This window comes from Streptomyces sp. NPDC057697 (assembly GCF_042799335.1).
Classification (GTDB): Bacteria; Actinomycetota; Actinomycetes; order Streptomycetales; family Streptomycetaceae; genus Streptomyces.
In genome coordinates, this window is sequence record NZ_JBHVJA010000013.1 from 124,035 (window position 1) to 147,634 (window position 23,600).

The 23,600-nt window shown below is 71.4% G+C and carries 25 protein-coding genes and 3 pseudogenes; 13 read left to right on the top strand and 15 right to left on the bottom strand.

What is annotated here, in order from left to right; translation table 11 throughout:
• Positions 1-192 precede the first annotated feature (192 nt).
• The gene (locus ACFVFH_RS28785) at positions 193-942 is read left to right on the top strand and encodes a dienelactone hydrolase family protein (protein ID WP_383773872.1); all 750 of its coding nucleotides are present in this window, start codon (positions 193-195) and stop codon (positions 940-942) included.
• Between the two features lie 22 nt (positions 943-964).
• Here the strand turns inward: ACFVFH_RS28785 and ACFVFH_RS28790 are convergent, their stop codons facing one another.
• Positions 965-1,981, bottom strand: coding sequence for a helix-turn-helix transcriptional regulator (locus ACFVFH_RS28790; RefSeq protein WP_383773874.1), 1,017 nt, complete (start codon positions 1,979-1,981; stop codon positions 965-967).
• Positions 1,982-2,043: 62 nt separating this feature from the next.
• On the opposite strand from ACFVFH_RS28790, the gene ACFVFH_RS28795 reads away from it, so the two are divergent.
• Entirely contained in the window at positions 2,044-2,631 is a 588-nt protein-coding gene (locus ACFVFH_RS28795; RefSeq protein ID WP_383773876.1) for a DinB family protein, read from the top strand.
• A complete protein-coding gene (locus tag ACFVFH_RS28800; protein WP_383773878.1) occupies positions 2,628-3,134 on the top strand; it encodes a VOC family protein in 507 nt (168 codons plus the stop codon). Before ACFVFH_RS28795 ends, ACFVFH_RS28800 begins: the two co-directional genes overlap by 4 nt.
• Positions 3,135-3,300: 166 nt before the next feature.
• Here ACFVFH_RS28800 and ACFVFH_RS28805 read toward each other — a convergent pair whose 3' ends face one another.
• The 3 genes from ACFVFH_RS28805 to ACFVFH_RS28815 form a co-directional block, all read right to left on the bottom strand.
• The gene (locus ACFVFH_RS28805) at positions 3,301-3,639 is read right to left on the bottom strand and encodes a hypothetical protein (RefSeq protein WP_383773880.1); all 339 of its coding nucleotides are present in this window, start codon (positions 3,637-3,639) and stop codon (positions 3,301-3,303) included.
• 26 nt (positions 3,640-3,665) lie between these two features.
• Complete coding sequence (locus ACFVFH_RS28810) at positions 3,666-4,565, bottom strand: radical SAM protein (RefSeq protein WP_383773882.1); 900 nt, start codon at positions 4,563-4,565, stop codon at positions 3,666-3,668.
• 428 nt (positions 4,566-4,993) lie between these two features.
• Positions 4,994-5,197, bottom strand: coding sequence for a hypothetical protein (locus tag ACFVFH_RS28815; RefSeq protein ID WP_383773884.1), 204 nt, complete (start codon positions 5,195-5,197; stop codon positions 4,994-4,996).
• 141 nt (positions 5,198-5,338) lie between these two features.
• On the opposite strand from ACFVFH_RS28815, the gene ACFVFH_RS28820 reads away from it, so the two are divergent.
• Positions 5,339-6,682: a tetratricopeptide repeat protein gene (locus tag ACFVFH_RS28820; protein ID WP_383773886.1), complete on the top strand. Its 1,344-nt coding sequence runs from the start codon at positions 5,339-5,341 to the stop codon at positions 6,680-6,682.
• Positions 6,683-6,740: 58 nt separating this feature from the next.
• Positions 6,741-6,926, top strand: a pseudogene (locus ACFVFH_RS28825) (IS630 family transposase); the annotation flags it as partial.
• A 326-nt stretch (positions 6,927-7,252) separates the two neighbouring features.
• Here the strand turns inward: ACFVFH_RS28825 and ACFVFH_RS28830 are convergent.
• The 4 genes and pseudogenes from ACFVFH_RS28830 to ACFVFH_RS28845 form a co-directional block, all read right to left on the bottom strand.
• Complete coding sequence (locus tag ACFVFH_RS28830; RefSeq protein ID WP_383773888.1) at positions 7,253-7,663, bottom strand: VOC family protein; 411 nt, start codon at positions 7,661-7,663, stop codon at positions 7,253-7,255.
• A 128-nt stretch (positions 7,664-7,791) separates the two neighbouring features.
• Positions 7,792-8,184 (bottom strand): helix-turn-helix domain-containing protein, encoded by a 393-nt coding sequence (locus ACFVFH_RS28835; protein WP_383773890.1) that lies wholly within the window; start codon positions 8,182-8,184, stop codon positions 7,792-7,794.
• A gap of 102 nt (positions 8,185-8,286) precedes the next feature.
• Positions 8,287-9,054, bottom strand: a complete 768-nt coding sequence (locus tag ACFVFH_RS28840; RefSeq protein WP_383773892.1) for a class I SAM-dependent methyltransferase — start codon at positions 9,052-9,054, stop codon at positions 8,287-8,289.
• A gap of 131 nt (positions 9,055-9,185) precedes the next feature.
• Positions 9,186-10,425: pseudogene (locus ACFVFH_RS28845) on the bottom strand (MFS transporter).
• 108 nt (positions 10,426-10,533) lie between these two features.
• Here ACFVFH_RS28845 and ACFVFH_RS28850 point away from each other — a divergent pair.
• The gene (locus tag ACFVFH_RS28850; RefSeq protein WP_383773894.1) at positions 10,534-10,986 is read left to right on the top strand and encodes a winged helix-turn-helix transcriptional regulator; all 453 of its coding nucleotides are present in this window, start codon (positions 10,534-10,536) and stop codon (positions 10,984-10,986) included.
• A 286-nt stretch (positions 10,987-11,272) separates the two neighbouring features.
• On the opposite strand, the pseudogene ACFVFH_RS28855 reads toward ACFVFH_RS28850, so the two are convergent.
• A pseudogene (locus tag ACFVFH_RS28855) lies at positions 11,273-11,832 on the bottom strand (TetR/AcrR family transcriptional regulator).
• A gap of 92 nt (positions 11,833-11,924) precedes the next feature.
• Here ACFVFH_RS28855 and ACFVFH_RS28860 point away from each other — a divergent pair.
• Complete coding sequence (locus ACFVFH_RS28860; protein ID WP_383773896.1) at positions 11,925-12,959, top strand: hypothetical protein; 1,035 nt, start codon at positions 11,925-11,927, stop codon at positions 12,957-12,959.
• Between the two features lie 40 nt (positions 12,960-12,999).
• Here ACFVFH_RS28860 and ACFVFH_RS28865 read toward each other — a convergent pair whose 3' ends face one another.
• Positions 13,000-13,707 (bottom strand): alpha/beta hydrolase, encoded by a 708-nt coding sequence (locus ACFVFH_RS28865; RefSeq protein WP_383773898.1) that lies wholly within the window; start codon positions 13,705-13,707, stop codon positions 13,000-13,002.
• 256 nt (positions 13,708-13,963) lie between these two features.
• Between ACFVFH_RS28865 and ACFVFH_RS28870 the strand changes: the two genes are divergently transcribed.
• The gene (locus tag ACFVFH_RS28870) at positions 13,964-15,208 is read left to right on the top strand and encodes an MFS transporter (RefSeq protein ID WP_383774095.1); all 1,245 of its coding nucleotides are present in this window, start codon (positions 13,964-13,966) and stop codon (positions 15,206-15,208) included.
• Positions 15,209-15,265: 57 nt separating this feature from the next.
• Here ACFVFH_RS28870 and ACFVFH_RS28875 read toward each other — a convergent pair whose 3' ends face one another.
• The 3 genes from ACFVFH_RS28875 to ACFVFH_RS28885 all read right to left on the bottom strand — a co-directional run bounded on the left by ACFVFH_RS28875 (position 15,266) and on the right by ACFVFH_RS28885 (position 17,191).
• Positions 15,266-15,892 (bottom strand): glyoxalase, encoded by a 627-nt coding sequence (locus tag ACFVFH_RS28875; protein ID WP_383773900.1) that lies wholly within the window; start codon positions 15,890-15,892, stop codon positions 15,266-15,268.
• Between the two features lie 121 nt (positions 15,893-16,013).
• Positions 16,014-16,424 carry a VOC family protein gene (locus ACFVFH_RS28880; protein WP_383773902.1) on the bottom strand — a complete coding sequence of 137 codons (411 nt, stop codon included), beginning with the start codon at positions 16,422-16,424 and terminating at the stop codon, positions 16,014-16,016.
• A 146-nt stretch (positions 16,425-16,570) separates the two neighbouring features.
• A complete protein-coding gene (locus tag ACFVFH_RS28885) occupies positions 16,571-17,191 on the bottom strand; it encodes a helix-turn-helix domain-containing protein (protein WP_383773904.1) in 621 nt (206 codons plus the stop codon).
• A gap of 104 nt (positions 17,192-17,295) precedes the next feature.
• Between ACFVFH_RS28885 and def the strand changes: the two genes are divergently transcribed.
• The 4 genes from def to ACFVFH_RS28905 all read left to right on the top strand — a co-directional run bounded on the left by def (position 17,296) and on the right by ACFVFH_RS28905 (position 20,820).
• Positions 17,296-17,958, top strand: coding sequence for a peptide deformylase (gene def, locus ACFVFH_RS28890; RefSeq protein WP_383773906.1), 663 nt, complete (start codon positions 17,296-17,298; stop codon positions 17,956-17,958).
• A 166-nt stretch (positions 17,959-18,124) separates the two neighbouring features.
• A complete protein-coding gene (locus tag ACFVFH_RS28895; RefSeq protein WP_383773908.1) occupies positions 18,125-18,598 on the top strand; it encodes a carboxymuconolactone decarboxylase family protein in 474 nt (157 codons plus the stop codon).
• 162 nt (positions 18,599-18,760) lie between these two features.
• Complete coding sequence (locus ACFVFH_RS28900; protein WP_383773910.1) at positions 18,761-19,678, top strand: RNA polymerase sigma-70 factor; 918 nt, start codon at positions 18,761-18,763, stop codon at positions 19,676-19,678.
• A 164-nt stretch (positions 19,679-19,842) separates the two neighbouring features.
• Entirely contained in the window at positions 19,843-20,820 is a 978-nt protein-coding gene (locus tag ACFVFH_RS28905; RefSeq protein ID WP_383773912.1) for a GNAT family N-acetyltransferase, read from the top strand.
• Positions 20,821-20,909: 89 nt separating this feature from the next.
• On the opposite strand, the gene ACFVFH_RS28910 is transcribed toward ACFVFH_RS28905, so the two are convergent.
• Positions 20,910-21,620, bottom strand: coding sequence for a response regulator (locus ACFVFH_RS28910; protein ID WP_383773914.1), 711 nt, complete (start codon positions 21,618-21,620; stop codon positions 20,910-20,912).
• Positions 21,617-22,921, bottom strand: coding sequence for a sensor histidine kinase (locus ACFVFH_RS28915; protein WP_383773916.1), 1,305 nt, complete (start codon positions 22,919-22,921; stop codon positions 21,617-21,619). Before ACFVFH_RS28915 ends, ACFVFH_RS28910 begins: the two co-directional genes overlap by 4 nt.
• 138 nt (positions 22,922-23,059) lie before the next feature.
• Between ACFVFH_RS28915 and ACFVFH_RS28920 the strand changes: the two genes are divergently transcribed.
• Positions 23,060-23,554, top strand: coding sequence for a DUF4190 domain-containing protein (locus tag ACFVFH_RS28920; RefSeq protein WP_383773918.1), 495 nt, complete (start codon positions 23,060-23,062; stop codon positions 23,552-23,554).
• Positions 23,555-23,600 lie beyond the last annotated feature (46 nt).

The window sequence follows — 23,600 nt, forward strand, 5'->3', positions numbered from 1 at the left end:
CGCAGTGTCTCCCGGGTCGCTCGGCCGACGCACCCGTATTCCGTCGCGGCCGTCCGGGGCCGGACCCGAGCGGTCGCGGTCGCGGCCCGGTGCAGAGTGGCGGAAACGTCCCGGGGCGCGGCGGGATGTGTAGCGTTGGCTCCGCTCCCCGGTCGCGGCTGAGCGCCGGCACCAACCCGAGGAAGGACGATCTTGCCCGTCAAGACAGTGCAGATTCCCACGGCGGACGGCCGGGCCGACGCGTTCGCCGCCTTCCCCGACGACGGCGAGCGGCACCCGGGGGTGCTGCTGTACATGGACGCCTTCGGACTGCGGTCGGTACTGGAGGCGATGGCCCTCGAACTGGCCGGGCACGGTTACTACGTACTCGTTCCCAACGTCTTCTACCGGCACGGCCCCGCCCCCGTGGTCGCCCTTCCCGAGCACATCGGGCAGGAGGACCGGCCCGCGCTCTTCGCCCAGTTGATGCCCCTGATCGAGGCGCACACCAGCGAACGCGCCCTGCGCGACGCCGACGCCTATGTCGCGTTCCTCACCGCCCAGCCCGAGGTCGACGCCGGACCGATCGCCACGGTCGGCTACTGCATGGGCGCCGTCCTGGCCATGCGCACCGCGGCGGCCCACCCCGGCAGGGTGGCCGCCGTCGCCGGATTCCACCCCGGCCGTCTGGTCACCGACGCGCCCGACAGCCCGCACCTGCACCTCTCCGGGCTCACCGCCGAGGTCTACCTCGCCCCCGCCGAGAACGACATGACGCCCGAGGTCATCGGCGAGCTCGACCGGGCCCTGGACGCCACGGGCGTCGGCCACACCACCGAGGTCTACGCCGGCACCGTGCACGGCTACACCATGGCCGACACCGATGCCTTCGACCCCTCCGCGCTGCAACGCCACTGGGACCGGCTGTTCCCCCTCCTCGGCCGCGCCCTGCCCGGCGACTGACGTACCGGAGCGGGGGCGCGGCTCATGGCTCCGGCTCCGGCTCGTCCGGCAGCGGCGGGAGAGCGGCTCCGGCCGCCAGCAGCCTGCGTGCCAGTGCGCGGCAGCGCGGGCCGAGTTCGGGAGGGTCGAGCGCCTCGAATTCATGGCCCAGCAGGAGTACGTGCATGATCAGGAAGTCGAGACCGGCGGCGCCGCTGAGCACCTCGCAGTGCCCGGCGCCACGCTCGCTCACGACGGCCGCCGATCCCGGGATCTGCGCGCGCACCTCGTCGGCGGGCGCGTGCACGAGGAAGCGCGCCCGGTGCGGATAGACCCGGCTCGCCACCCCCTCCTGTACGTATGTCGCCGCGTCGGGCGCCTCGCGTGGACGGAAGCGCCAGGTCCGTGCGGCCACCTCGGTCATCCGGTCGACGCGGAAGCTGCGCCAGTCGTCACGGTCCAGGTCGTAGGCGAGGAGGTACCAGCGCCGGTCCGAGGCGACCAGGCGGTAGGGCTCGACCCGGCGCCGTCGTGTCCCGTTCCCCGACGGGTAGTCGAAACCGGCCTCGACCTCGTCGCGACAGGCCCGTGCCAGCGTCATGAGCACCTCGGGGACGACCGGCGTACGGCCCCCGCCGAAGGACTCCACCGATCCGGAGAGCGCGCGCACCTCGTGCCGCAGCCGGGCGGGCAGCACTTGGTCGAGCTTGGTCAGCGCCCGCAGCGCGGCGTCACCGGCCCCGGCGACCGCACCGCCGCCCGTGCCTCCCGCGCCGACGAGCAGGGAGACCGCGGTGGCGATCGCCTCCTCGTCGTCGAGGAGCAGCGGCGGCAGCTCCTGCCCCGGTCCGAGCCGGTAGCCGCCGCCGACGCCCTGTCCGGCGTGCACCGGATAGCCGAGCGTGCGCAGCCGTTCGACATCGCGCCGTACCGTGCGCGAGGTGACCCCGAGCCGGGCGGCGAGCTCCGGACCGGTCCAGGTCTGGCGTTGCTGAAGCAGCCCGAGCAGGGTGAGTACCCGCTCCGTCGTGCCCCGCTCCGCACCGTTCTCCGTGTCCATGTCGTCCACCCTGTCAGAGATGGCGGACCGATCCTGTCCGCCTCGGGTGTCAGGGTGGCTCCATGAACGCAGACGAACCCGACTGGAACCGAACGCTGCGCGAGCAGTGGGAGTTCCACTGGAACCACCAGCTCCGAGCCCGGCTCGAAGACCTCACCGACGACGAGTACTTCTGGTCGCCGGTGCCGGACTCCTGGAGCGTGCGGCCGCGCGGCAGCTCGGCGGCGCCCATGCAGGCCGGCACCGGGGACTTCACGATCGACTTCGCCTTTCCGCAGCCGGTCCCCCCGCCGTTCACAACGATCGCCTGGCGGCTCGGTCATGTCATCGTCGGTGTGCTCGCCGCGCGCAACGCGGCGCACTTCGGCGCACCGGCCGCGTCGTACGAGACCTGGGAGTACGCCGGAAGCGCGGCCACTGCGCTCGACCAGCTCAGGACCCAGCTCGATGTCTGGCTGGAAGGGGTGAGCGGCCTCGGCGAGGCCGGACTCCGGGTCCCGGTCGGTGAGAAGGAGCCCTTCCCCGAGGTGTCGATGGCCGATCTTGTGCTGCACATCCACCGCGAGCTGATCCACCATCTGTCGGAGGTCTGCCTGCTGCGCGACCTCCACCGTGACACCCGCCCCGCCGCGAACGGGGTCGCCCGATGAGCCGACACGTCCAGGTCACCTTCGACGCCCACGACCCGCGTGCGCTGTCGTCCTTCTGGTGCGACGCACTCCGTTACTTCCACCCGGGCCCGCCCGGGGTGGAGCTGCCCGAGGGCGCGGATCCGCTGGTGGCCTGGGACGGGTTCCTCGCCCGGATCGGCGTACCGGAGGGGCAGCGCAACTCGCGATCGGCCATCGAGGACCCGGAGGGGCGGGGCCCGCGCGTCTTCTTCCAGCAGGTGCCGGAGGGCAAGGCCGCCAAGAACCGCGTCCACCTCGATGTCCGAGCCGCTCCCGGGCTGCACGGCGAGGAGCGGATGGCGGCGCTGGAGGCCGAGTGCGACCGGCTGGTCGCGCTGGGGGCGAAGCGGGTGCGCCGCGACGAGCCCGCTCCCCCGCTGAGTGCCGGGTTCATCGTGATGACCGACCCCGACACATCCAACTACCAGTTCCAAAAGTATCCGCAGGTCAGTACCAACGACAGAGCCCCGACCGGCACTTGACCGAACGCGGCGTTTCGCTTTCTGTGCGGGGCGGGCGTGAACGGGGCGCCCGGCTAGCTGTACGGGTAGTCGCGTCCGCGTGTGGCAGCGTCCAGGACGCGCAGTAGCCCCGTCCGTGCGCCACGGGGGAGGCACGCGGACGGGGCCCGTACGGGTGTGTGGTCGGTCAGTGCGAGGCGGGAGTGGACGCGCGCAGATCGGCGAGACGCCGCTGGTACATAGGTCCGATGGCGTGTGCGCCCCTGGCCTCGCTGGGCGTGGCCTGTTCGATCAGGTGATGGGAGACCGCCTTGAGGTGAGCGGCCCAAGCGATCACATGCTGTTGAGCGGTCCGCCCGCATTCCTGCGGTTCACCGGGGAGACACAGCGGGAGTTCCGGCCCGAGCTTGTTGGCCGCGTGTCGGACGTATCGAGCGATGGTGAGCCATTCACCCTCGGTCCGCTGGACGGCGTTGCCGTCCTCCTCCCACCCCCATGGGCCGAAGTCGTCCCCGTGATCGTCCATTTGTGTGCTCCCTTGCATCCAACGGGCTATGCCGGTGCGGCGATCGTAGCGGCGGTGCCCGCTTCCCTGGGGTCGCAGTGCCCGACCGAAGGAACGCACGGGCCACAGGGGCCGCACATGGGTAGGAACTGCGGAGGAGTGCACGACTGGACACCATCCCCGTGAACCGCTGCGATCTCGGCCGTGACGCCGGTCATCTGCGCGCCGCCCCAGATATCGGAGATCGGCTTTTCCAGCACATTGCCGATGGTCAGGAATCGACCGAGGACGCACGGCCACACGTCGCCGGTCGGACCGATGGCACATTTCTCGTGGGCGCAGTGCCCGCACAGATCAGCGATGGTCGGCGCTGCGCCGTTGCTCGCACGACCGAATGCACGCGTCCGGTCCCCGCCCACTGTGCCGACGCCGAGCGCCGTAAGGTCTTGTGCGGCTTCCTGTACGCGCTGGCCGGCCTGTACGGCGACGACTCCGCCGCGCAGCGGGATGCCGAGTTCCAGTGCCTTCTGGACATTGGCGCGAGTCTTCCTGTGCGATCCGCGCAGTTGCGTCACCTGGTCGTGTTCCTCGGCGGTGTCCGAGTAGTACGACGTAGCCAGCTTCACGCCGTACTCCGTGAACGTGTCCCACAGTGGCGGACGGATGCGGGTCATGTTCGAGAACACCTCGGTCCCGAGGCCCCGCCCGTGGGCGTGTTTGATCAGCGCGGGCAGGCTCGGGTAGAGCGTCGGCTCACCCCCGATGAACTGAACGTCCAAGGTGCCCATGTCGGCAAGCTGGTCGATTACGTTCAACCAGTCCTGCACGGTCATGGTGCCGTGCGTGCCCTTGGGCCCGCTGTCCGCGTAGTAGTGATCACAGAACTCGTTGCAGAGTCCGGTGATCTCAAGCCATGCGAATAAGAGACGGTTTCCGACAGTCCTCATTGCATCTCCTTGCGACCGTTGGTTTGTGGTGCCCCGCCCCTGCCGGGATTTCGAACGCGTGGGGGAACGAATTCGGATGCTTTCGGCAGGGGCGGGAGTTCAAAGGCGGCCAGTAGCGGCCAGCGTGGGAATCGCAGTTGCCAGAGCGGCGACGACGAAGACGAACACGGACTGTCCACACCGGCGTACGTACCACTCGGCTTCCCTGAGCGGCACGCAGTTGGGGCAGTCGTTGTGACGCTGGTTCGGCGGGTGTGTCGGGCCAGGCAGGTGGATCACGCCGGAACCGCTGACCGCTCCGCCGTACTGCGACCACCAGTCGACCGGAGAGCCCGCGTACGGCCCGTCCGGGTCCACATCTAGGCCCACGGACCGTGGGGGCGGCATGGGCCATGTGGGACGCCCCTGACGCCGCGCCGGAGCGGCGGTCACTGGTGAGCTTCCGCGAGATGCCGACTCAGCCGCAGGTTGCAGTCACTCACACGGCTGCCGTCACCGTTGGCCTTGGCGTGGTCGCGGTCCATGGCGACCTTGTCGCAGTGCGCGCACCCCGGTACCGACCGTGGGGCGGCGTCCAGTCTCAGCGGGAGGTTTACGGGGTTTCCCATGACCGTCTGCGCGTGCTTCTCCATGCCCGGACTCTCCTTGCGGTGCCATCCCTCGCGGTGGTGGTGCTCGCACTAGACAACCGCTCGACCACGCACAGCGGTACCGTTGGGAAAAGGGCAGGACTTAAGAGTTTTAAGAGTCCATGGCACGGGAGTTGGGGGCCAGTGACACCGCAGCCGTACAGCGGGCTTGAACGCCTGTACCACGAGAGCCGATGGACCCTGCGGCAGTTCGCGCAGGAGGTCAACCGCTTAGGCACAGAGCGCGGAACACCTCTGCGGTACCGGGAACCCTCGGTACACCAGTGGCTAAAGGGCCACCTGCCGAAAGAGACCGTTCGACCACTGATCCTGGAAGCACTCGCCCGCAGGTTGCGCCGCCCCGTGACGGCCAGCGAGGCAGGATTCCCCCCGGCGCCTGGAGATCAGCAAGCCGACCACCCCGGCACGGTGGAAGGGTTGTTAGACCTGGGGAGGCAAGACATGGACCCATCCCGCCGGAGCGTTCTTGGGGTTGGCCTTTTCTCCGTCGCGCTGACAATTCCCAACTGGCCCGATGTTATCGGTCGAATGGAAGCCGTTCAGAAGAGCCACGTCCAGCGCATAGGAATGGCGGATGTTCAAACCGTCGCAGCCATGACCGAGCGGATCTCTGACCTTGACGACCAGTTCGGTGGGCGGACTGCGCGCCCCATGGCTGCCGCCTTCCTCGTGAACACAGCAGCCCCGTACCTGCGCGCGGACGCACCTGACAGCGTGCGCAAGGCAATGATGGGCGCCGTCTCGGATCTCTGCTACCTCACGGGCTACATGGCTGTGGACGAGGGGCTGCATGGATTGGCGCAGCGATATTACCTCAAGGCACTTGAACTTGCCGGGGCTTCCGAGGATCACCTCACGTTCTGCACGACTCTGCGTGGCATGAGTGTTCAAGCCGTCGACTTGGGGCATGGTGCGGAGGCAATGCGACTTGCGGATGCCGCTGCTGCTGCCTCCCCGAAAGCGGGTCCTCGAATGCGCGCCTTCCTGGCCGGGCAGCAGGCTCATGCGGCAGCACAAACGGGGGCGCGAGTCGCTGCGCAGGCGTACCTCAAGGAAGCCGAAGTGGCCATGGAAAAGGCCGAGTCGCGATCCAAGGCGTTTGGCTCGTACGACCCTTCCTCCCTGCTCTACCACACCAGCCAAGTGCGATTCGAGTTGGGCGACGTCGCCGGATCAATCGCAGCAATGCAGCAGTCAGACAAGATCCGCCAGAGTGTCTATCGGCGCGCCCGCGTCCGGCACCGCTGCACCCTCGCTGAAAGGCAGCTCGACCTAGGCCACCTTGAGGCAGCGTGCGCGACATGGATGCTCGCATTGGATGACTACCCGAGTCTCCAATCGGGCCGGGCGGACGACCGCATCAAGACCATGCACAGCCGAATTAGGCCATACCTCAAAAACCACACTGTACGAGACCTTTTTGAGCAGGCGCGGCTAGTGACCCCGCCGCGACTCATGCCCTGCTGACTGACAGCCGGCTGCGATAGTCGGTTAAACGAAAAAGGGCCCGGCACTTCCCTGGGGATACGCACCCGGCCTCAACCCCGTCGAAGGGATCCGGTCCCTCCTGCGGCGCGGCCGGCTCTCCGACGTCGCCTTCATTACCCCTGAACACCTCGTCCAGCGCATCCGCCGCGACCTACGGCACATCCAGTACCGCAGCGACCTCATAGACGGCTGCCTCGCAGAGACCGGACTGACCTTCCTCCCCACCTGCGTAACCATGCGACATTACGAGTTCAACCTCAGCAATTCGCGCACGGGCTCGACCGGACGTACCCTCGCGCCCGGGGTCGGGGAGTCTCCGCGCGCTTCGGATTCCAGCTCCGTGACTTCACCTGCGAGCGCTTCCGCTGCGGGGTCCAGCTCTCCGCGCATGATGAAGTCACGCGACGGGTGTCCGGCGTCCGCCATCCGCCACGGGTGCCGCGCAATGAATTCTGCCTGGACTGAAGCGGTCCGGCCCCTCGACTCCCCCGGTGCGCATGGTTGCGGGGAGGTGGGGGGGCCGGGACGGTGGTGGTGTGCCGGGCGGGGTCAGTCCTTCGGCTGGGTGAAGCGGATGCGGTTGCCGAACGGGTCGCGCAGGCCGCAGTCGATCCCGTACGGGCGCTCGGTGGGTCCCTCGGTGAACTCCACGCCCCGTGCCAGCAGCGTCTCGTAGGTCTTGCGGCAGTCGTCCGTGGTGAAGATGAGCCAGCCGCCCATCGCTCCCTTGGTCACCAGCTCGCGCACCTGCTCCGCCGTCTCCTCCGACATCGCCGGGGAGCCCGGCTCCTCCAGAAGGATCTGCCGCTCGGGGTGGCCCGGGACGCTGACGGTCAGCCAGCGCATGAACCCCAGGGGCACATCGGCGCTGACCTCCAGGCCGAGCTTGCCGACGTAGAAGTCGAGGGCCGCGTCCTGGTCGAGGACGTAGATCTGTGACTGTGTGATGGCGTTGAACATGTCCCTCACGCTACCGAGCAGCGCGGACCAGAACTTATCCAAAACTGCTCGACCGCCGACCGCCGATCGCCGACCGGTGGCACGCGGCGTGCGGCGTGCGGCGTGCGGTGCGACACGGTGGGCGGTGGTCAGGAGCTCGGTCGCGTCCACGCCATCGTGAAGCAGGTCGGAACGCCCACGGCCGTCGATTCCTTGCGGTAGGTGCGTGGCGAACGGCCGACGATGTCGTGGAAGGTGCGGCTGAAGGTGCCCGGACTGCCGAAGCCGACCTCGTAGCAGATGTCCGTCACGCTGTGGTCGGTCTCCCGCAGCAGGAACATCGCCCGCTCCACGCGGCGGCGTTGCAGGTAGCGGTGCGGTGTCTCACCGAACACGGCCCGGAAGGTACGCGAGAAGTGTGCCTCCGACACATGCGCGATGCGGGCCAGGGACGGGACGTCCAACGACTGCGCGTAGTCGCGGTCCATCGCGTCCCTGGCCCGGAGCATCCGGCGGTTGGTCTCTTCGGCGGCTCGGCTCACGCCGCCATCCCATCACGGGCCCGTCAACCACCGGCACGTCCGGTCCGGCGGACGGCTGGTCGACGGTCGGCGGGCGGGCGGCGGGCGGGTGGTTGGCGGGTGTTACCGCTCTTGGCGCCGCCGCGCGAGATGGACGGTGATGTCGGCGGCGATCACGACCGTCCCGGGCAGCGCCCGCCCGATCGCCCCGAAGATCTGCTCCTGCTCCCGGGCGGGCCGTACGAGATAGGCCGAGACGGTCGAGAGATGACCGAGGTAGTCGGAGGCACTCATCGTCAGGCGCTGTTCGATCACGGTCTGTCGTACGTCGGTGAACCACTCGGACCGCCGCAGCTCCGTACCCGGCCACTGCATGTCGTGTCCCGGCGGTGTCCCGTCCGGGGACGGCACGTCGTCGCTCTCCAGGAACGGCGCCCGCGCCGCGCGCACCGCTTCCTCCACCGCCGGGTCGGCCAACCGGACCGGCCCGCCCATCGAGGCGAACACACCGCCCGGCTCCAGCAGCGCGGCCATGCGTGGCCACCGGTCCTCCGGGGCCGTCCAGTGCAGCGCCGCCGCCGCGTAGACCAGCCCGTACCGCTCACCCGGCCGCAGCTCCTCGAAGGCGGCCCGCACGGTTCTGACGCTCTCCGGTACGTGCTCGCGCAGCTCGGCGAGCATGGCCCCGTCGGGCTCGGTCGCGGTGACCGCGACCCCTCGTCCAGCGAACAGGCGGGTCGCCTTGCCCGTCCCGGCGCCGATCTCCAGGGCGGTCCGGAGCGGCCGGCCCGCGTACGCCGCCACCAGGTCGAAGAGCTCCCCGGGGTACCCCGGCCGGAACCGTTCGTACGCCTCTGCCATCGCTCCGAAACTCAACGCACGATCAGACATGCCGAGCATCCTGGCACGAACCGCGGCGCGGGTCGGGCCGGTTGACCGGGGCGGTTGGCCGGAGCCGTCCGGCCCGAACAACACACCTAGGTCCTGTCGCCGCACGGCAGACGGCAGTTCGAAGACCGGGCTTAGAGGTCCCGGGCGTTACGTGTCTGCGTCAGTGCCCACAGCGCCAGCGCGAGGCAGCTGATCGCGGCGCCCAGCACGCAGACAGCGCCCCAGCCGAAGGCCGCGTAGAGGGAGGTCGCGGCGAGGGCGCCGGTGGCGCTGCCGATCGAGTAGAAGACCATGTACCCGCCGATCAGCCGGCTGCCCGCGTCCGGGTGCCGCGCGTGGATCAGGGTCTGGTTGGTGACGTGCACCGCCTGCACGGCGAGGTCGAGGAGGACCACCCCGGCGACCAGGGCCCAGAGCGAACTGCGGGTGAAGGCCAGGGGCAGCCACGAGAGGGCGAGCAGCACCAGGGCGGTGCCGGTGGTCCACCGGGAGAGTCCGCGGTCGTTCAGGCGGCCCGCCACCGTCGCGGCCAGGGCGCCCGCGGCGCCGATCAGCCCCAACGCCCCGATCGCGGTGTGGGAGAGGGGAGTACGGTGCCTCGCTGAGCGGCAACGCGATGCTGCTCCACAGCGTGCTGAACGCGGCGAAGATCAGCAGGCCGAGCAGCGCCCGGTGCCTCAGCAGCCTCTCCCGTGCGAACAGCGTGACCGTGGAGCGCAGGAGCTGTCCGTAGCGCAGGGTGGCGGGCGGTACCGCGCCGCGGGGCGGCAGCACCCGGTGCAGGACCAGGGCGAGCAGAGCGGTGAGCGCCGCCGAGGCGAGGTAGACGGAGCGCCAGCCCGCGAGGTCGGCCATGAGACCGGACGCGGTGCGGGCGAGCAGGATTCCGATGACCACGCCGCTGGTCACCAGGCCGACGACGCGTCCGCGTCCGGCGGGCGGCGCGAGCGATGCCGCGAAGGCCACCAGCGTCTGTGTGACGACCGCGAGCAGCCCCGTCACGGCCATGCCCATGAGCAGGAACGCCGCGTCGTGGGCGACCGCGACCACGGTCAGCGCCGCCACCAGGAGCAGCAGTTGGGCCACGACGAGCCGTCTGCGGTCGACCATGTCGCCCAGCGGTACGAGGAAGAAGAGCCCCAGTCCGTATCCGATGTGGGTGAAGGTGACGACGCTGCCGACGAGTGCCGGGCTCATGTCGAGGTCGTGGCCCACGGTCGCCAGGAGCGGCTGGGCGAAGTAGACGTTGGCCACCGCCGTTCCGCAGGCGACGGCGAACAGCATGACGATGCCTCGGGTCAGGACGAAGGCGGAGCCGCCGCCGCTCCGGGTCGCGACCCGTGGTGTCGTGGCCTCACAGTTGCCGGACATGCAGCACCCCTCACATCTGGTTTCATATTGCTACCAGCACGGCACGGTAGCCCCTTCTGGTAGCATGTTGCAACCAGATGTGGGGCGGGGACGGAGGCGGAGGACGGCATGGTGACAAGGACGCGGTTCGACGACAGCGACTGTCCCGTCGCACGGTCGGTGGACGCGATCGGCGACTGGTGGTCCCTGCTGATCGTGCGGGACGCCTTCGACGGCAGCCGCCGCTTCGGGGAGTTCCAGCGCAGTCTCGGCGTGGCGAAGAACATCCTCACCGCGCGGCTGCGCACCCTGGTCGCCGGCGGCGTCCTCGAATCCGTTCCCGCCTCGGACGGCAGCGCCTACCGCGAGTACGCACTGACCGCGAAGGGGCGGGCGCTCTTCCCCGTCGTCGTGGCGCTGCGGCAGTGGGGCGAGGCGAACTTCTTCGCCCCCGGCGAACCGCACTCACAACTGGTCGACCGCAGGCGGGGGGAGCCCCTTCGCGCGCTGGAGGTCCGGTCGGCGGACGGACGGCTGCTGGACCCCGACGACACCGTCGTCCACAAGGTCCCCACCGAGTGACCGGCTCCCGGCGCCCGGCGAAACGGCCTGCCGTTCCGTCATCGCGCCGTCCGGCCGTCGGGAGCCGGTGACGCCGGACCCGAGGGGCCGCGGCAACTGCCGGGCCCCGGCGCCCACCGTCGAGACCCCGGTGCCGATGTGCCGGCGCCCCGATGCCGCCCCCCGACGCCTCCGCGTCGACTGCCGGCGCGCCGCGCGCCGCGTGCCGATCGCCGGTGTCCCTGCGCCCCCGGCCGCCGATGCCTCCGGCCGCCGACGCCTCCGTGCCCGGACTCCCCGGCGCCGGTCAGGCGTCGGTCGCGCGGCCGCGTACCAGGGGCAGGAAGACCTCGTCCACGATCTCCGTCAGCACCTCGTCGGGCACCTCGGGCAGACCGCGCAGGGCGTATTCGCCACGCAGCAGCGTCATCGGCACCGACGCCACGCGCGGATGCACCGCACCGGCCGCCGCCTCGCCCCGGGCCACGGCGCGTTCGAGCAGTGTCCGCCAGGCCGTGTCCACGCCGCCGCGAGCAGATCGCGCAGCACGGCCCCCTGCGGCGACGACCACGACGCGTTCGCCGCGCGCAGCAGGGCCAGCGCGTCGCCGCGCAGCGTCCCCGTGTCCGGGACCCGCAACTCCGCGTCGGCCAAGCGGCAGTAGGCGGCGACCCCCAGCGCCGCGCGGGCGGGCCAGCGCCGGTAGATCGCGTTCTTGTTGGTGCCCGCGCGCCGGGCGACACGGTCCATCGTCATGCTCGCGTATCCGGCGGTCCGCAGCTCCTCGGCTGCCGCCCGCAGGATCGCGTCCTCCAGCGCCGCGCCCCGGCGCCGGGTCGCGGCGCCGCGCTGCTGGTCGGGTGCCATCGCGGCTCTCCCCTCACTCGTAAGGTACGCTCCGTACCCTAAATTCGTTCATGGAACGGAAGAATCGGAGCACGGAAGAATTCGGAGCAGCGATGCGCGCCTTCGGTATCAACTACGACACCGGTTTCACCTCCGGCGGGACCACCACCCATGAGCCGTTCCTCCCGGACATTGTCCAGCGCGAGATGCGGGTGATCCGTACGGAGCTGCGCTGCGACGCGGTCCGCATCACCGGCGGCCGCCCCGACCGTCTGGAGATCGCGGCGCGCGCCGCCGCCGACGCGGGTCTGGAGGTCTGGTACTGCCCGTTCACCAACGGCCTGACCCAGGACGGACTTCTGGCGTTCCTCACCGACGCGGCCGAACGCGCCGAGCGCCTGCGCCGTGACGGCGCGCGTGTCGTGTTCCTCACCGGGTCCGAGATCACCCTGTTCACCGAGGGGTTCCTGCCGGGCGGCACGTTCCGGGAGCGGTCGGCGAATCTGGCCGACCCCGCCGCGTTCCGCGCCCTGCTGCCCCGGCTGCACCTCGCGGTCAACACGTTCCTCGCCCGGGTCCTCACCGAGGTCCGCGCCCGCTTCGGCGGCCCGGTCGGCTATGCGTCGGTCGCCTTCGAGGGGGTGGACTGGACACCGTTCGACATCGTCGCCACCGACGCGGGCTATCGCGACGCGACCAACGCGGACGCGTTCCCGCGGGCGCTGCGCGCGCAGGTGGCGTCGGGCAAGCCGTTCGGGGTCACCGAGTTCGGCTGCGGGTCCTTCCGCGGCGCCGCCGCTCTGGGCGGGCGCGGGGACTCGGTCGTCGAGTGGGGCGAGGACGCGCGGCCGGTGCGGCTGGCCGCCGGAACGGTGCGCGACGAGCAGGAACAGGCCTCCTGCATACGGGAGATGCTCGGCCTCTACGACGCGGCGGGCGTCGACGCCGCGTTCGTCTACACCTTCTCCCGCCGGGACCTGGCGACCACGGCCCGGCACGACCCGGAGCACGACTTCGACACCGCCTCCTTCGGCGTGGTCCGGGTCCTGCCGCACGGCTTGGCCGAAGGCCCGTACGCGGAGCTGGGCTGGGAGCCCAAGGCCGCCTTCCACGTCCTGGCGGAGTTCGGCCGGGCCCGTACGAGGTGACGGGCCCGGCCATGGCGCGGGCGCGGGGTCGTCGTGACCGTCAGGCTCCGCCGGTGGCGAGTTCGAGGATCTGCCGGGCGGCGCCGACGGGGTCGACGATCTGGTGCAGGTGCTCGCCGGGCAGATGGGCGGTCCGCCATCCACGTGCGCGCGCGTCGGCGGCCATGTCGTCGTAGGGGGCGCCGAACAGCAGGTAGGAGCAGGGGTGGTCGTCCCAGCCGTCCGGGACGGGGATCCGCTGTTCGTAGTAGGACAGCGGCAGCCTGGGCTGCTCGGCGATGACCCGCTCACGCATCACCGGATCGGAGAACATGGGCGCGATGTCGGCCTCGTCCCACCAGTCGGTCCAGCGCGGCAGTCTGCCGTGCTCGGCCAAGGGGCGGAGGAACTCCAGGAATTCGGGGGTGGCGACGGGGGTCGCTCCGGTGTGGGCCGGCAGGGGTGCGTCGACGAAGACCGAGCCGGTCACCGGGTGATCGAGCCCTGCCCTGATCGACGGCAGGAAAAGACCCGCGTTGCTGTGTGCCACCAGGACGAGCGGCCGCTCCACCGGGACGTCCGCGAGGCCGTCCCGGACGGCTTCGGCGGCCCGGGGCCAGAACGGTGGTTCGCCGTCGCCCACGCCCGACAACGACGGTACGCGCACCTGGTGTCCGGCGGCACTCAGGTGGTCCGCCACCGGGTGCCAGGTGGCGGGACCCACCGACGGGCTGTGCACAAGGACGTAGATCGGTCGCATCGGCTCCATGGGGGCATCCTGTCCCCGCACCGCGGGCGTTCGCGACCGGATCGGCTGACGGCGAACACGTATCGCCCTCGCCCCGCACCAGGGCTCCACACGATTCCGGATCCACCCCGACCCACCTCGGTGAACAACCGATGGTTGTGGATCGTCGGCAGGTCAGTTGTTTGACCTGCTGTTGTCCTTCCCGCTTGTCTCTCATCGCTCGGCGTCGGTTCGTTCGGGCGGGACGTCGAGGGTCGAGGGGAGCGCGTTGAGCACGATGGGCAGGAGACGGCTGGGACGGCGGTTCGGCTGGCTGTGGGCGTCGTACGCGGTGAGCGCGTACGGGTCCGGGCTGGGGTTCGGGGCTCTGCCGCTGATCGCCGTGACGGTGTTGCACGCCGGGCCCGCCGAGGTGTCCGCGCTGTCGGCGGTGGGGCCCGCGGTGGGTGCGCTGATCGCGCTGCGGCTCGCGCCGTGGGTGGAGTTCCGGCGCAAGCGCCCGGTCATGATCATGATGGACCTGGTCCGGTTCGCGGCCATGGTGACGATCCCCGTCGCCTACGCCTTCGGGTGGCTCGGTTTCGTCCAGCTGCTCGTGGTCTCGGCCGTGGTCGCCGCAGCCAAGATCGCCTTCAACGCGGCCGGCGGCGCCTACCTCAAGGCCCTCGTCCGACCGGATGACCTGCTCGTCGCCAACGCGCGGTTCGAGTCCACGAACTGGAGCTCCATCGCGGTGGGGCCACCGCTGGGCGGGGCGGCGATCGGTCTGTTCGGGCCGGTCGTCACGGTGGTGGCCGACGCGCTCAGCTATCTGCTCTCCGCCTTGGGCATCACCGCGATCCGCGGCCAGGAAGAAGCACCGCGGACGAGCGACGGGAACCCGGCCCGGACCAACGGCGCACTGCTCGACGGCTGGCGACACATCATGGGTCACCCCGGTCTGCGGCCGCTCTACCTCAACCACATACTCGTCGGCGGTCTGATCATGGCCACCGAGCCACTGCTGGCCGTGCTCCTGCTTCGTCAGCTCGGGTTCCCGCCCTGGCAGTACGCCCTCGCCTTCGCCGCCCCCTGCCTCGGCGGGCTCATCGGCTCCCGGCTGGCCCGCCGGGTCGTGGCCCGCTTCGGCCGGGACCGGGTCTTCCGGACCGTCGGCACCCTGCGTGCCGTCTGGCTGATCGGCCTGGTCCTCGTCCGTCCCGGCGTCGTCGGTCTCGCCACCGTGATGGCCGTCGAGCTGGCAATCATCATCAACATGAGCCTGTACGGACCGGTGCTCGCCACCTACCGGCTCGAACACACTCCCAGGCATCTCGTCACCCGCACCCTGTCGGCCTGGTCGATCGGGCAGCAGGTGTCCATCGCCGTCCTCACCGCGCTGGGCGGGCTGCTCGCCGATGCCACCGGCCCACGTACCGCCCTCATGGCCGCGGGGCTGCTCATCCTCGCCACCCCGGCCCTGCTCCCCCGGCAGGGCCGGACCTCGCCGCACGGACCGGAGCTGTCCCGCAGCCACTCCTGAGGCACCACGGCCCGCCCCCCTCGCGGGCCGCAGCCGGTCCGCCGGTGCGTGCGCGTGTCACGGTGCGAGCGCGGGCGACGCGGCCTCCCAGGCGTACCCGTCCGGGTCGGTGAAGGGCCCGGCGTCGCCGCCGATCACGAGCCCGTGCGATCCGGTGCCCTCGGGCGGGACACCGACGTCCTTGGCAAGGGCACGGCGCCTGTAGAGCGCCAGCTTGACGGGGCTCGCCCCGGCGGCGAACTCGACGTACACCCGGCTGAAGCTCTTCGCCACGGCAAGCCCCTGGTCGACGTAGAACCGCTTGCTCGCGACCACGTCCGCGACTCCCAGCAGGAGCACGATCTCGTCGATCCGTCGGGTCGCGGGGCCGGTGTCCTTCTTCGCGGAGGTCGCGACCTTCCAGATCGTCCCGTCCGGGGCCCGTACGACGCCGCCGTAGCCCCAGAAGGACTTCGCGGCGGGCTTCAGCGAGGTCGCGCCCGCGTCGAGGGCGGCGCCGATGAGGGTGTCGACGGTGCCCGGCTGGGACACCGTGAGTGCGAGCGTGAACCCGCGGAAGCCGGTCGTGGGCGCGTCCGAGGCCCGCAGTCGCACCTGGGTGTCCAGGCCGAAGGCGGTGGTGCAGAACTGTCGGGCGGCCGTGGGGTCCGCGACTTCGAGGGTGACGCTTTCGATGGATGCCATGTCCGTCACGCTAGGTGCGGCTCGGCGGCCGGTGCTTCTCGATTCCTGACGAGTCCTGTCGCCCGCTCCGCCGCACCCGGTGGTCCGCCGGGGCCGCGGGCACCGGCCGCGGCCGGACGGCTCAGCGCAGTTCCTGGATGCGGACCAGGTTGCCCGCAGGGTCGCGGAAGGCGCAGTCGCGGATGCCGTACGGCTGCTCGGTCGGCTCCTGGACGACCTCGGCGCCCCCGGACTGCACCTGGCCGAAGGTGTCGTCGAGATCCCGGGTGGCCAGCAGGATCCAGCCGTAGGTGCCCTTGGCCATCATCTCGGCGATGGTGCGGCGCTCGTCCTCGGTGACCCCGGGGTCGGAGACCGGCGGCGCCAGCAGGATGGACGTGCTGGGCTGGCCCACCGGGCCGACCGTGATCCAGCGCATCTTGCCCTGCCCGACGTCGCTGCGGACCTCGAAGCCGAGGACGTCGCGGTAGAAGACCAGGGACTCCTCCGGGTCGTCGTGCGGGAGGAAGCTCGTGTGAATGGTGATGTCCATAAAGATCATGCTAGGCACGGTTTCGCGCCCCGCACCTCGCTGAATCCCGCTCGATGGACACATTCCCGGCCTCCGCCCCGGTCGGGGCCGGGGCCGGAGCCGAGGCCCGACGAAACCCCCGCCGGCCACCGGCTCCACCGGCGGCCTCAATCGGTCGACCCGCCGACGCCCCGGCGCGGGGCGGGCAGCGGCGGCGGTCCGGGGTTCTCGGCCGGCAGGGGGAACAGCCTGGTGACCGCGGCCACGGCGACGGCTCCCGCCGGTCGTGCGGCCGGGTCCCGGTCCCGTTCGCGGTACCCCGCCAGCAGGCGGCGGATGGAGGCGGCGAGCTCGGCCGTCTCCGCCGCCGTGAGGTGGACGACGGCGGAGAAGGACTCGTCGTGCCGCCACTCGGCCGGTGCCTGGTCCCGGTGGTCCAGCCAGTGCCGGTAGCTCTCGTCCTCCAGCCCACGGGCGAGCACGTCGAACTCTTCCGCCGCCTCCTCGCCGGGCCGGTGGGGGGAGTCCCAGCGGAGCCGCCACGGCCGGGCCCGCCCGCCCTCGTGCGGCGCCTCTTCGATGAGGCCGTGCCGGGCGAGCTGGCGCAGATGGAACGAGCAGAGGCCGGAGCTGTGGCCGAGACGGGCCGCCGCCTGCGTGGACGTGACGGTGCCGACCTCGGCGAGCAGGTCCAGCAGGGCGACACGTACGGGATGGTCCGGGAGGGACTGCCGGGCACGCCGCGACGGCGGTCCCTCGGATGCTGTTCGACGGTTGTCATCACTCACTTTGCAAAGGATGCTACTTTGCAAAGCATTCGGTCAACTGGGTTGCCGCCGACCGGGGTTCGGCCCCGGCCGGTTCGGGCACGTACGGAAGGCGTTGATGATCCATGGCTGTTCGGTCCGACGACACCTCGGACGACCGCCGGGTACGCGTGCAGGGCGTGCCCGTCGACTCCTTCCCCCGGCTCGCACCGGAGGTGGAACGGGGTGCGGTGCGCCGCATCACCGTCGTCGGCGAGGAGATCCTGCACCGCCGGTGCCAGGACGTCACCCGGTTCGGCACACCGGAACTCTCACGGCTGATCGACGACATGTTCGCCACGAACCAGGTGGCGGAGGGGGCGGGGCTCGCCGCCAATCAGGTGGACGTGGATCTGCGGCTGTTCGTGTGGGACATCACGGACGAATGGGGGGTGCGCCATGTCGGGCACATCGCCAATCCCGTCCTGGACGAGGTGCCCGCCGAACACCGCAGCCTGGCCGAGGAGTCCGAGGGGTGCCTGTCCGTTCCCGGCCCGTACCGCGTGGTGCCCCGCCTCGACCGTGCCGTCGTACGGGGCCGTGACAAGGACGGCGCACCACTGGTGATCGAGGGCCGGGGCTACTTCGCCCGGTGCCTGCAGCACGAGACGGACCACCTCGACGGCCACCTCTATCTGGACCGGCTCGCCCGGCGCGAACGGAAGGCGGCCCTGCGCGAGATGGCCGGGGCCCAGGACGAGACGTTCGCCCGGCGCGCCGCCGTGGCCGCGAAGCTGGGCAAGCACTGACCCGGCCGGGGCGGCCGGGGCGGCCGGTCCCGGTGGCGCCACGGTGCGAAGAGGCCGAAGGGGCGAAGGAGGTGTCGGCGGCAGATCAGGCGCCCGTCCATGTCACAGGGGGCCGGGCTGTCTCGTCCCAAGGGTGTAGCGATTGACGACCACGGAGGAGCACACCATGGACGCGCGACTGAACTACTTCGCCAGCCCGACCGCGGGCAGGGCCTTCAAGCACCTCATGTCGGCGGGCAAGGTGATCAAGGAATCGACGCTGCCCGCCGCGACCCAGGAGCTGGTGGCGCTGCGGGTGAGCCAGATCAACGGCTGCGCCTTCTGCATCGACATGCACACCAAGGACGCCGCGGCCGCCGGAGAGACCTCGGTGCGGCTGCACCTGGTGGCGGCCTGGCGCGAGGCCACGGTCTTCACCGAGGCGGAGCGTGCCGCGCTGGAGCTGGCGGAGCAGGGGACCCGGATCGCGGACGGGGCCGGTGGGGTCACCGACGAGGCATGGGCCGCTGCCGCCAAGCACTACGACGAGGAGCAGCTCAACGCCCTGGTGGTCCTGGTCTCCTTCATGAACACGGCGAACCGGCTGAACGTCATCGCCCAGCAGCCGGCCGGTGGTTACGAGCCCGGTCAGTTCCACTGAACGGCACCGGCCGATGAGCCGCCGGCCGGGTCCGGGAGAATCGTCCCGGCCCGCCGGTGGTCCGGCCGGTTTCCGGGAACGGCCGGAAGAAGCCGCCTGTCACCATGCGTACGGCCGGGCGGGAAGGCGCTGGCGGGAAGACACCAGGGGAGCTGATTCGGTGTGAGCAAGGTCGAGGACTTCGAGGAACTGCGGCCACTGCTGTTCTCGATCGCCTACCGGATTCTGGGCAGTGTGAGCGAGGCCGAGGACGCGGTGCAGGAGACCTGGCTGCGCTTCGACGCCTCGGCGACCCGGCCCACGTCGACCAAGGCATTTCTGTCGACGGCGGTGACCCGGATCTCGGTCGATGTGCTGCGCTCGGCGCGGGTGCGGCGGGAGGCGTACGTCGGGCCGTGGTTCCCCGAGCCGCTGCTGAACGACCCGTATCAGGATCCCGCGCGGTCGGCGGAGCTGGCCGACTCGGTGTCGATGGCGGCGCTGCTGCTGATGGAGCGGCTCAGCCCGCTGGAGCGGGCGGTCTTCCTGCTGCGCGAGGTGTTCGCCTTCGGGTTCGACGAGATCGCCTCGGCGGTGGGGCGTTCGGAGGCGGCGTGCCGGCAGTTGCTGGTACGGGCGCGGCGGCACATGGAGGCCGGGCGGCCGCGGTTCGCGGCGGACTCCCGGGAGCGGCGGGAGCTGTCGACGCGGTTCTTCGACGCGCTGGCGAACGGGGACACGGACGGGTTGCGGGACCTGCTGGCCGCCGATGTGCAGCTGGTCGGGGACGGCGGCGGCAAGGCCCCGCAGCTCGCCAGGACCGTCGTGGGCGCGGAGAACGTGGCCCGGTTGCTGGGCGCGGCCTTCCCCCAGCTGCTCCGGATCGGTGTGACGTACGAACCGTGCGAGGTCAACGGCCAGCCGGGCGCGGTCTTCCACGACCAGGAAGGCAGGGTCCTGCACGCCCTGGTCCTCGATGTGCTCGACGGGAGGATTCAGACCGTCCGCGGGGTGCTCAACCCCGACAAGCTCGGCCATCTCGGGCCGGTCGCCGACGCCTGGGCCATCGGTCGCGAGGTGAAGCGGGCCCGTCGGGGATGAACCGAACCCGGCTTTCGGGGGGGGGAGCGAGGCGGACGCGGCGTGCGGCGGCGGGGGCGCCTCCCGTAACGCACCCCGGTCTTCACGGTCTCCGGGTGCGGGCGGCATGCTGCTGGCCTACGTACGTACCGAACACCCTGCACGCACCCCGGGACGAGGTATCCATGTTCGCACTGCCGCTGGGTCACACTGCTCGGCTCCGTCCTCTGGAGCCCTGGCACGCCCAGGAGTTCCTCGCTCACATCGAGCGCGCGCGGCCCTCCGTGGATCCGTGGATACCGTGGGCGTCCCTCAGCACCGACCTCGCCTCCGCCACGGCCGTACTCCGGCGTTACGCCGACAAGCAGGCCGAGGACTCCGGCCGGATCCTCGGGATCTGGCTGGACGGCACGCTGGTCGGTGGCGTCATGTTCACCCGCTTCGACCGCGCCTCCGGTGTGTGCGAGATCGGCTGCTGGCTGGAGGAGGCCGGGCAGGGCAGGGGGCTGGTGACACGGGCCTGCCGGGCGCTGATCGACTGGGCCTTCGCGGAGCGTGGGATGAGCCGGGTCGAGTGGTGGGCGTCGCCGGGCAACACCCGCAGCGGCGACGTCGCGCGACGGCTCGGGATGACCCTCGACGGCGTACTGCGGCAGCGCTTCCCGCACCAGGGGGTGCGGCACGACAGCGAGGTCTGGTCGGTCCTCGCCGGGGAATGGCCGCCCGGGGGCGAGAGGACAGGGCGGGAGGAGTCCGTATCCGACGTCAAGGCCGAGCTCGACCGGCTGATGCACGCCTTCCTCGGCGCGTTCGCCACCCTCGGCGGCGGCCGGCCGAACCTCCAGGTCGTCCGTGAGGTGTTCATTCCGCAGGGGACGATCGTCTCGAACGTCGGGGACGAGCCCGTGATCCACGATCTCGACTCGTTCATCGAGCCCCGGGAGAAGGTGCTCACCGACGGGACGGTGACGGAGTTCTCCGAGTGGGAGGTCGCCGAGCGGACGGAGATCTTCGGGTCCGTCGCACACCGGTTCAGCGAGTACCGGAAGTCCGGTTACCTCGACGGCACGTGGTTCGAGGGCGCGGGCCGCAAGACCACCCAGTTCCTGCGGACGCCGGCCGGCTGGCGGATGAGCTCGATGGCCTGGGACGACGAAAAGTAGACGGCGAGAAGTAGACGGCGAGAAGTAGGAGCGCGGCCGTACGGCCCGGCGCCGTGCGGCACGGGCCGCCCCGGCCGCGGCCGGGCGGGTCAGCCGGCGAAGCCCGGCACCACCAGACCGGACTCGTACGCGATGACCACCGCATGGGTCCGGTTCTGTGCGCCGAGCTTGGTCAGTACGTTCCCGACGTGGGTCTTCACCGTCTCCAGGCTCACCGTGAGGGATTCTGCGATCTCCGGGTTGGACAGGCCGGTGGCCATCGAGCGCAGCACCTCCTCCTCCCGTCCCGTCAGCGCCGCCTTCGGCAGTGCCTCCGCGGAGCCCAGCGGGCGGGCGGCGACCATCCGGCGCAGGGCCGCCGGGAAGAGGACCGCCTCTCCCGCCGCCACCACGCGCACCGCCTCCGCGATCTCCCGGACCGGGCGCCGCTTGAGGACGAACCCACTGGCCCCGGCGCTGAGCGCGGCGGTGACATAGCCGTCGTTCTCGAAGGTGGTGATGACCACGACCTTCGGCGGCGCGGCCGACTCGGCCAGCAGCTGCCGGGTGGCCTCGATCCCGTTGCGGCGCGGCATCCGCACATCCATCAGCACCACGTCCGGCCGCAGGTCCCGTGCCCGCTCGACCGCCTCGACGCCGTCGGCGGCCTCCCCGATCACCGTGATCCCCGGCTGCGCCGTGAGCAGGGTGCGCAGACCGCTGCGGGTCACCTCGTCGTCGTCCGCGATCAGCAGGGTGACGGGGGCGGCGGTGGGGCCGGGGGCGGTGGCGGCGCTCGGGGTGGTGGCGGGACCGGTCATGCGGGCAACCGTACGGGGAGCCGCACCGTCAGCCGCCAGTGGTAGGGCCCGTCCGGCCCGGCCTCGAACTCGCCGTGCAGCAGCCGTACGCGCTCGGCCAGTCCGGGCAGACCGTGCCCGGACGTCGGGAAGGCACCCGGGCTCCGGCCCGTGCCCGCCCCGGTGCGGTTGACCACGCCCAGCTCCAGTCCGTCCGGCGCGGCGGCCACCCGGACCTCGATCGGGCCACCCGCCCCGTGCCGCAGCGCGTTGGTCAGCCCCTCCTGGAGGATCCGGTACGCGGCCCGGGACAGCGTCCCCTGCACCTGCGCGGGCTCGCCGGTCAGCTCGGGCACCACCTCCGCCCCCGCGTGCCGCAGCCGGTCCAGCAGCTCGGGCAGGTCGGCCAGGGTACGGGTCGGCGCCGTCCCCGACTTCTCCTCGCGCAGCACGCCCAGCACGTAGTCCAGGTCCTCCAGCGCGGCCCGTGCCGACTCCTCGATGCTACGCAGGGCGGCCCGCGCGGCCACCGGGTCCGCAGAGAGCACCTCGCCCGCCACCGCCGCCTGGATCGTGGCCGCCGTCAGCGTGTGCCCGATCGAGTCGTGCAACTCGTGGGCCAGCCGGTTGCGCTCCGCCAGCAGCAGCTCCCGTTCCGCCGCAAGCGCGAGCCGCTCGGCCGACGACGGCCCCAGCAGCCTCGGCGCCAGCCACCGCAGGGCGCCCGTCACCGCCACGCACACGACCGCCGCCAGCAGCAGGCAGCCGAGGGCCGCCGCCCAGCTGCCCCAGCCGCCCCTCGCCCGCAGCGTCCAGCCGAACAGGCTCACCCCCGCCTCGGCCCCGAGCCAGTTTCCCGGCAGGGTCAGGCCCGCGAGGAGGAGCACACCGCTCGCCAGACCGCCCGCCCATCCCAGGGCCACATGGAGCAGCAGCCAGACCGCGGTCCGCCCGCGGTCGGCGCCGGACGGCGCGGCGGGGGCGGGTGAGGCGGGGGCCGCCCCGGGGGGAGCCGTTCCCGCACCGGACCGGCTCGGGGACCGGCGCACGGCGACCGGATCCGGCAGGGGCACATGCAGCAGCCTCCGGGCACACACGATCAGCACCCGTCGCGTGGGGCGGGCCAGCCCGACCGCGCCGATCAGCGCCGCCCAGACCACCAGGACCAGGGCGGCCCGCACGCCGTAGGGGGCGGACCGCCATTCCAGCACCGGCAGCAGGGCCAGGACCAGCAGTGGGATGCTCGCGAAGGCACCGCCATGGGCGAAGAGCGCGCCCGCATACGTGGAGCCGCGCAGCAGCGGCCGGATTCCCCTGAACATGATGCGGCCAGTATGACCGGATGGTCCCCCCGCGGCCTCCCTCGATCGGGGGAGGCCGATTTCCCGCCTTCCCGCGATGTGCCGCGGGTGTCCCTCGCACCAAGATCGTGTCCTGCCCAGCTCACGGAAGGACTGATGATGAACACGCAAGGAACGGGGACCCCGCCGCACCGCACGGCCACACCGGCCGGGGCCGCGTCGAACGGGACGGCGCCGCCGCTGCCGGGGACGGCATCGGCCGGAGCCTCCGGGGCGGCCGCCGGCACCCCGTATCCGCAGGGCCCCGGGACGCGGCCTCCGGCCGGTGGTGCAGGTACCGGCAAGAACGGTACGGCCGTGGCCGCCATGGTGCTCGGCATCATCAGCCTGGTCACCTCGATCTTCTTCGTCGGTGGCCCGCTCGGCGTCATCGGCCTGGTCCTGGGCGTCGTCGCCCTGGTCAAGGCCAGGCGCACCGGCACCGGCCGGGGCATGTCCGTCACCGGCGTGCTGGCGTCGTTCCTCGCGATCGTCGTGTCCGTCCTGGTCGCCGTACTCCTGGCCTGGTACGCCGACAACACGCAGAAGTGCTACCGGCCCGACAGCTTCCAGCAGTACCGGCAGTGCGTCCACGAGCAGCTCACCGGGGACTGACCGGTCCCGGCGCCCCGGCGGTGCCGTCGGGCGCGGGGCGTCCGGG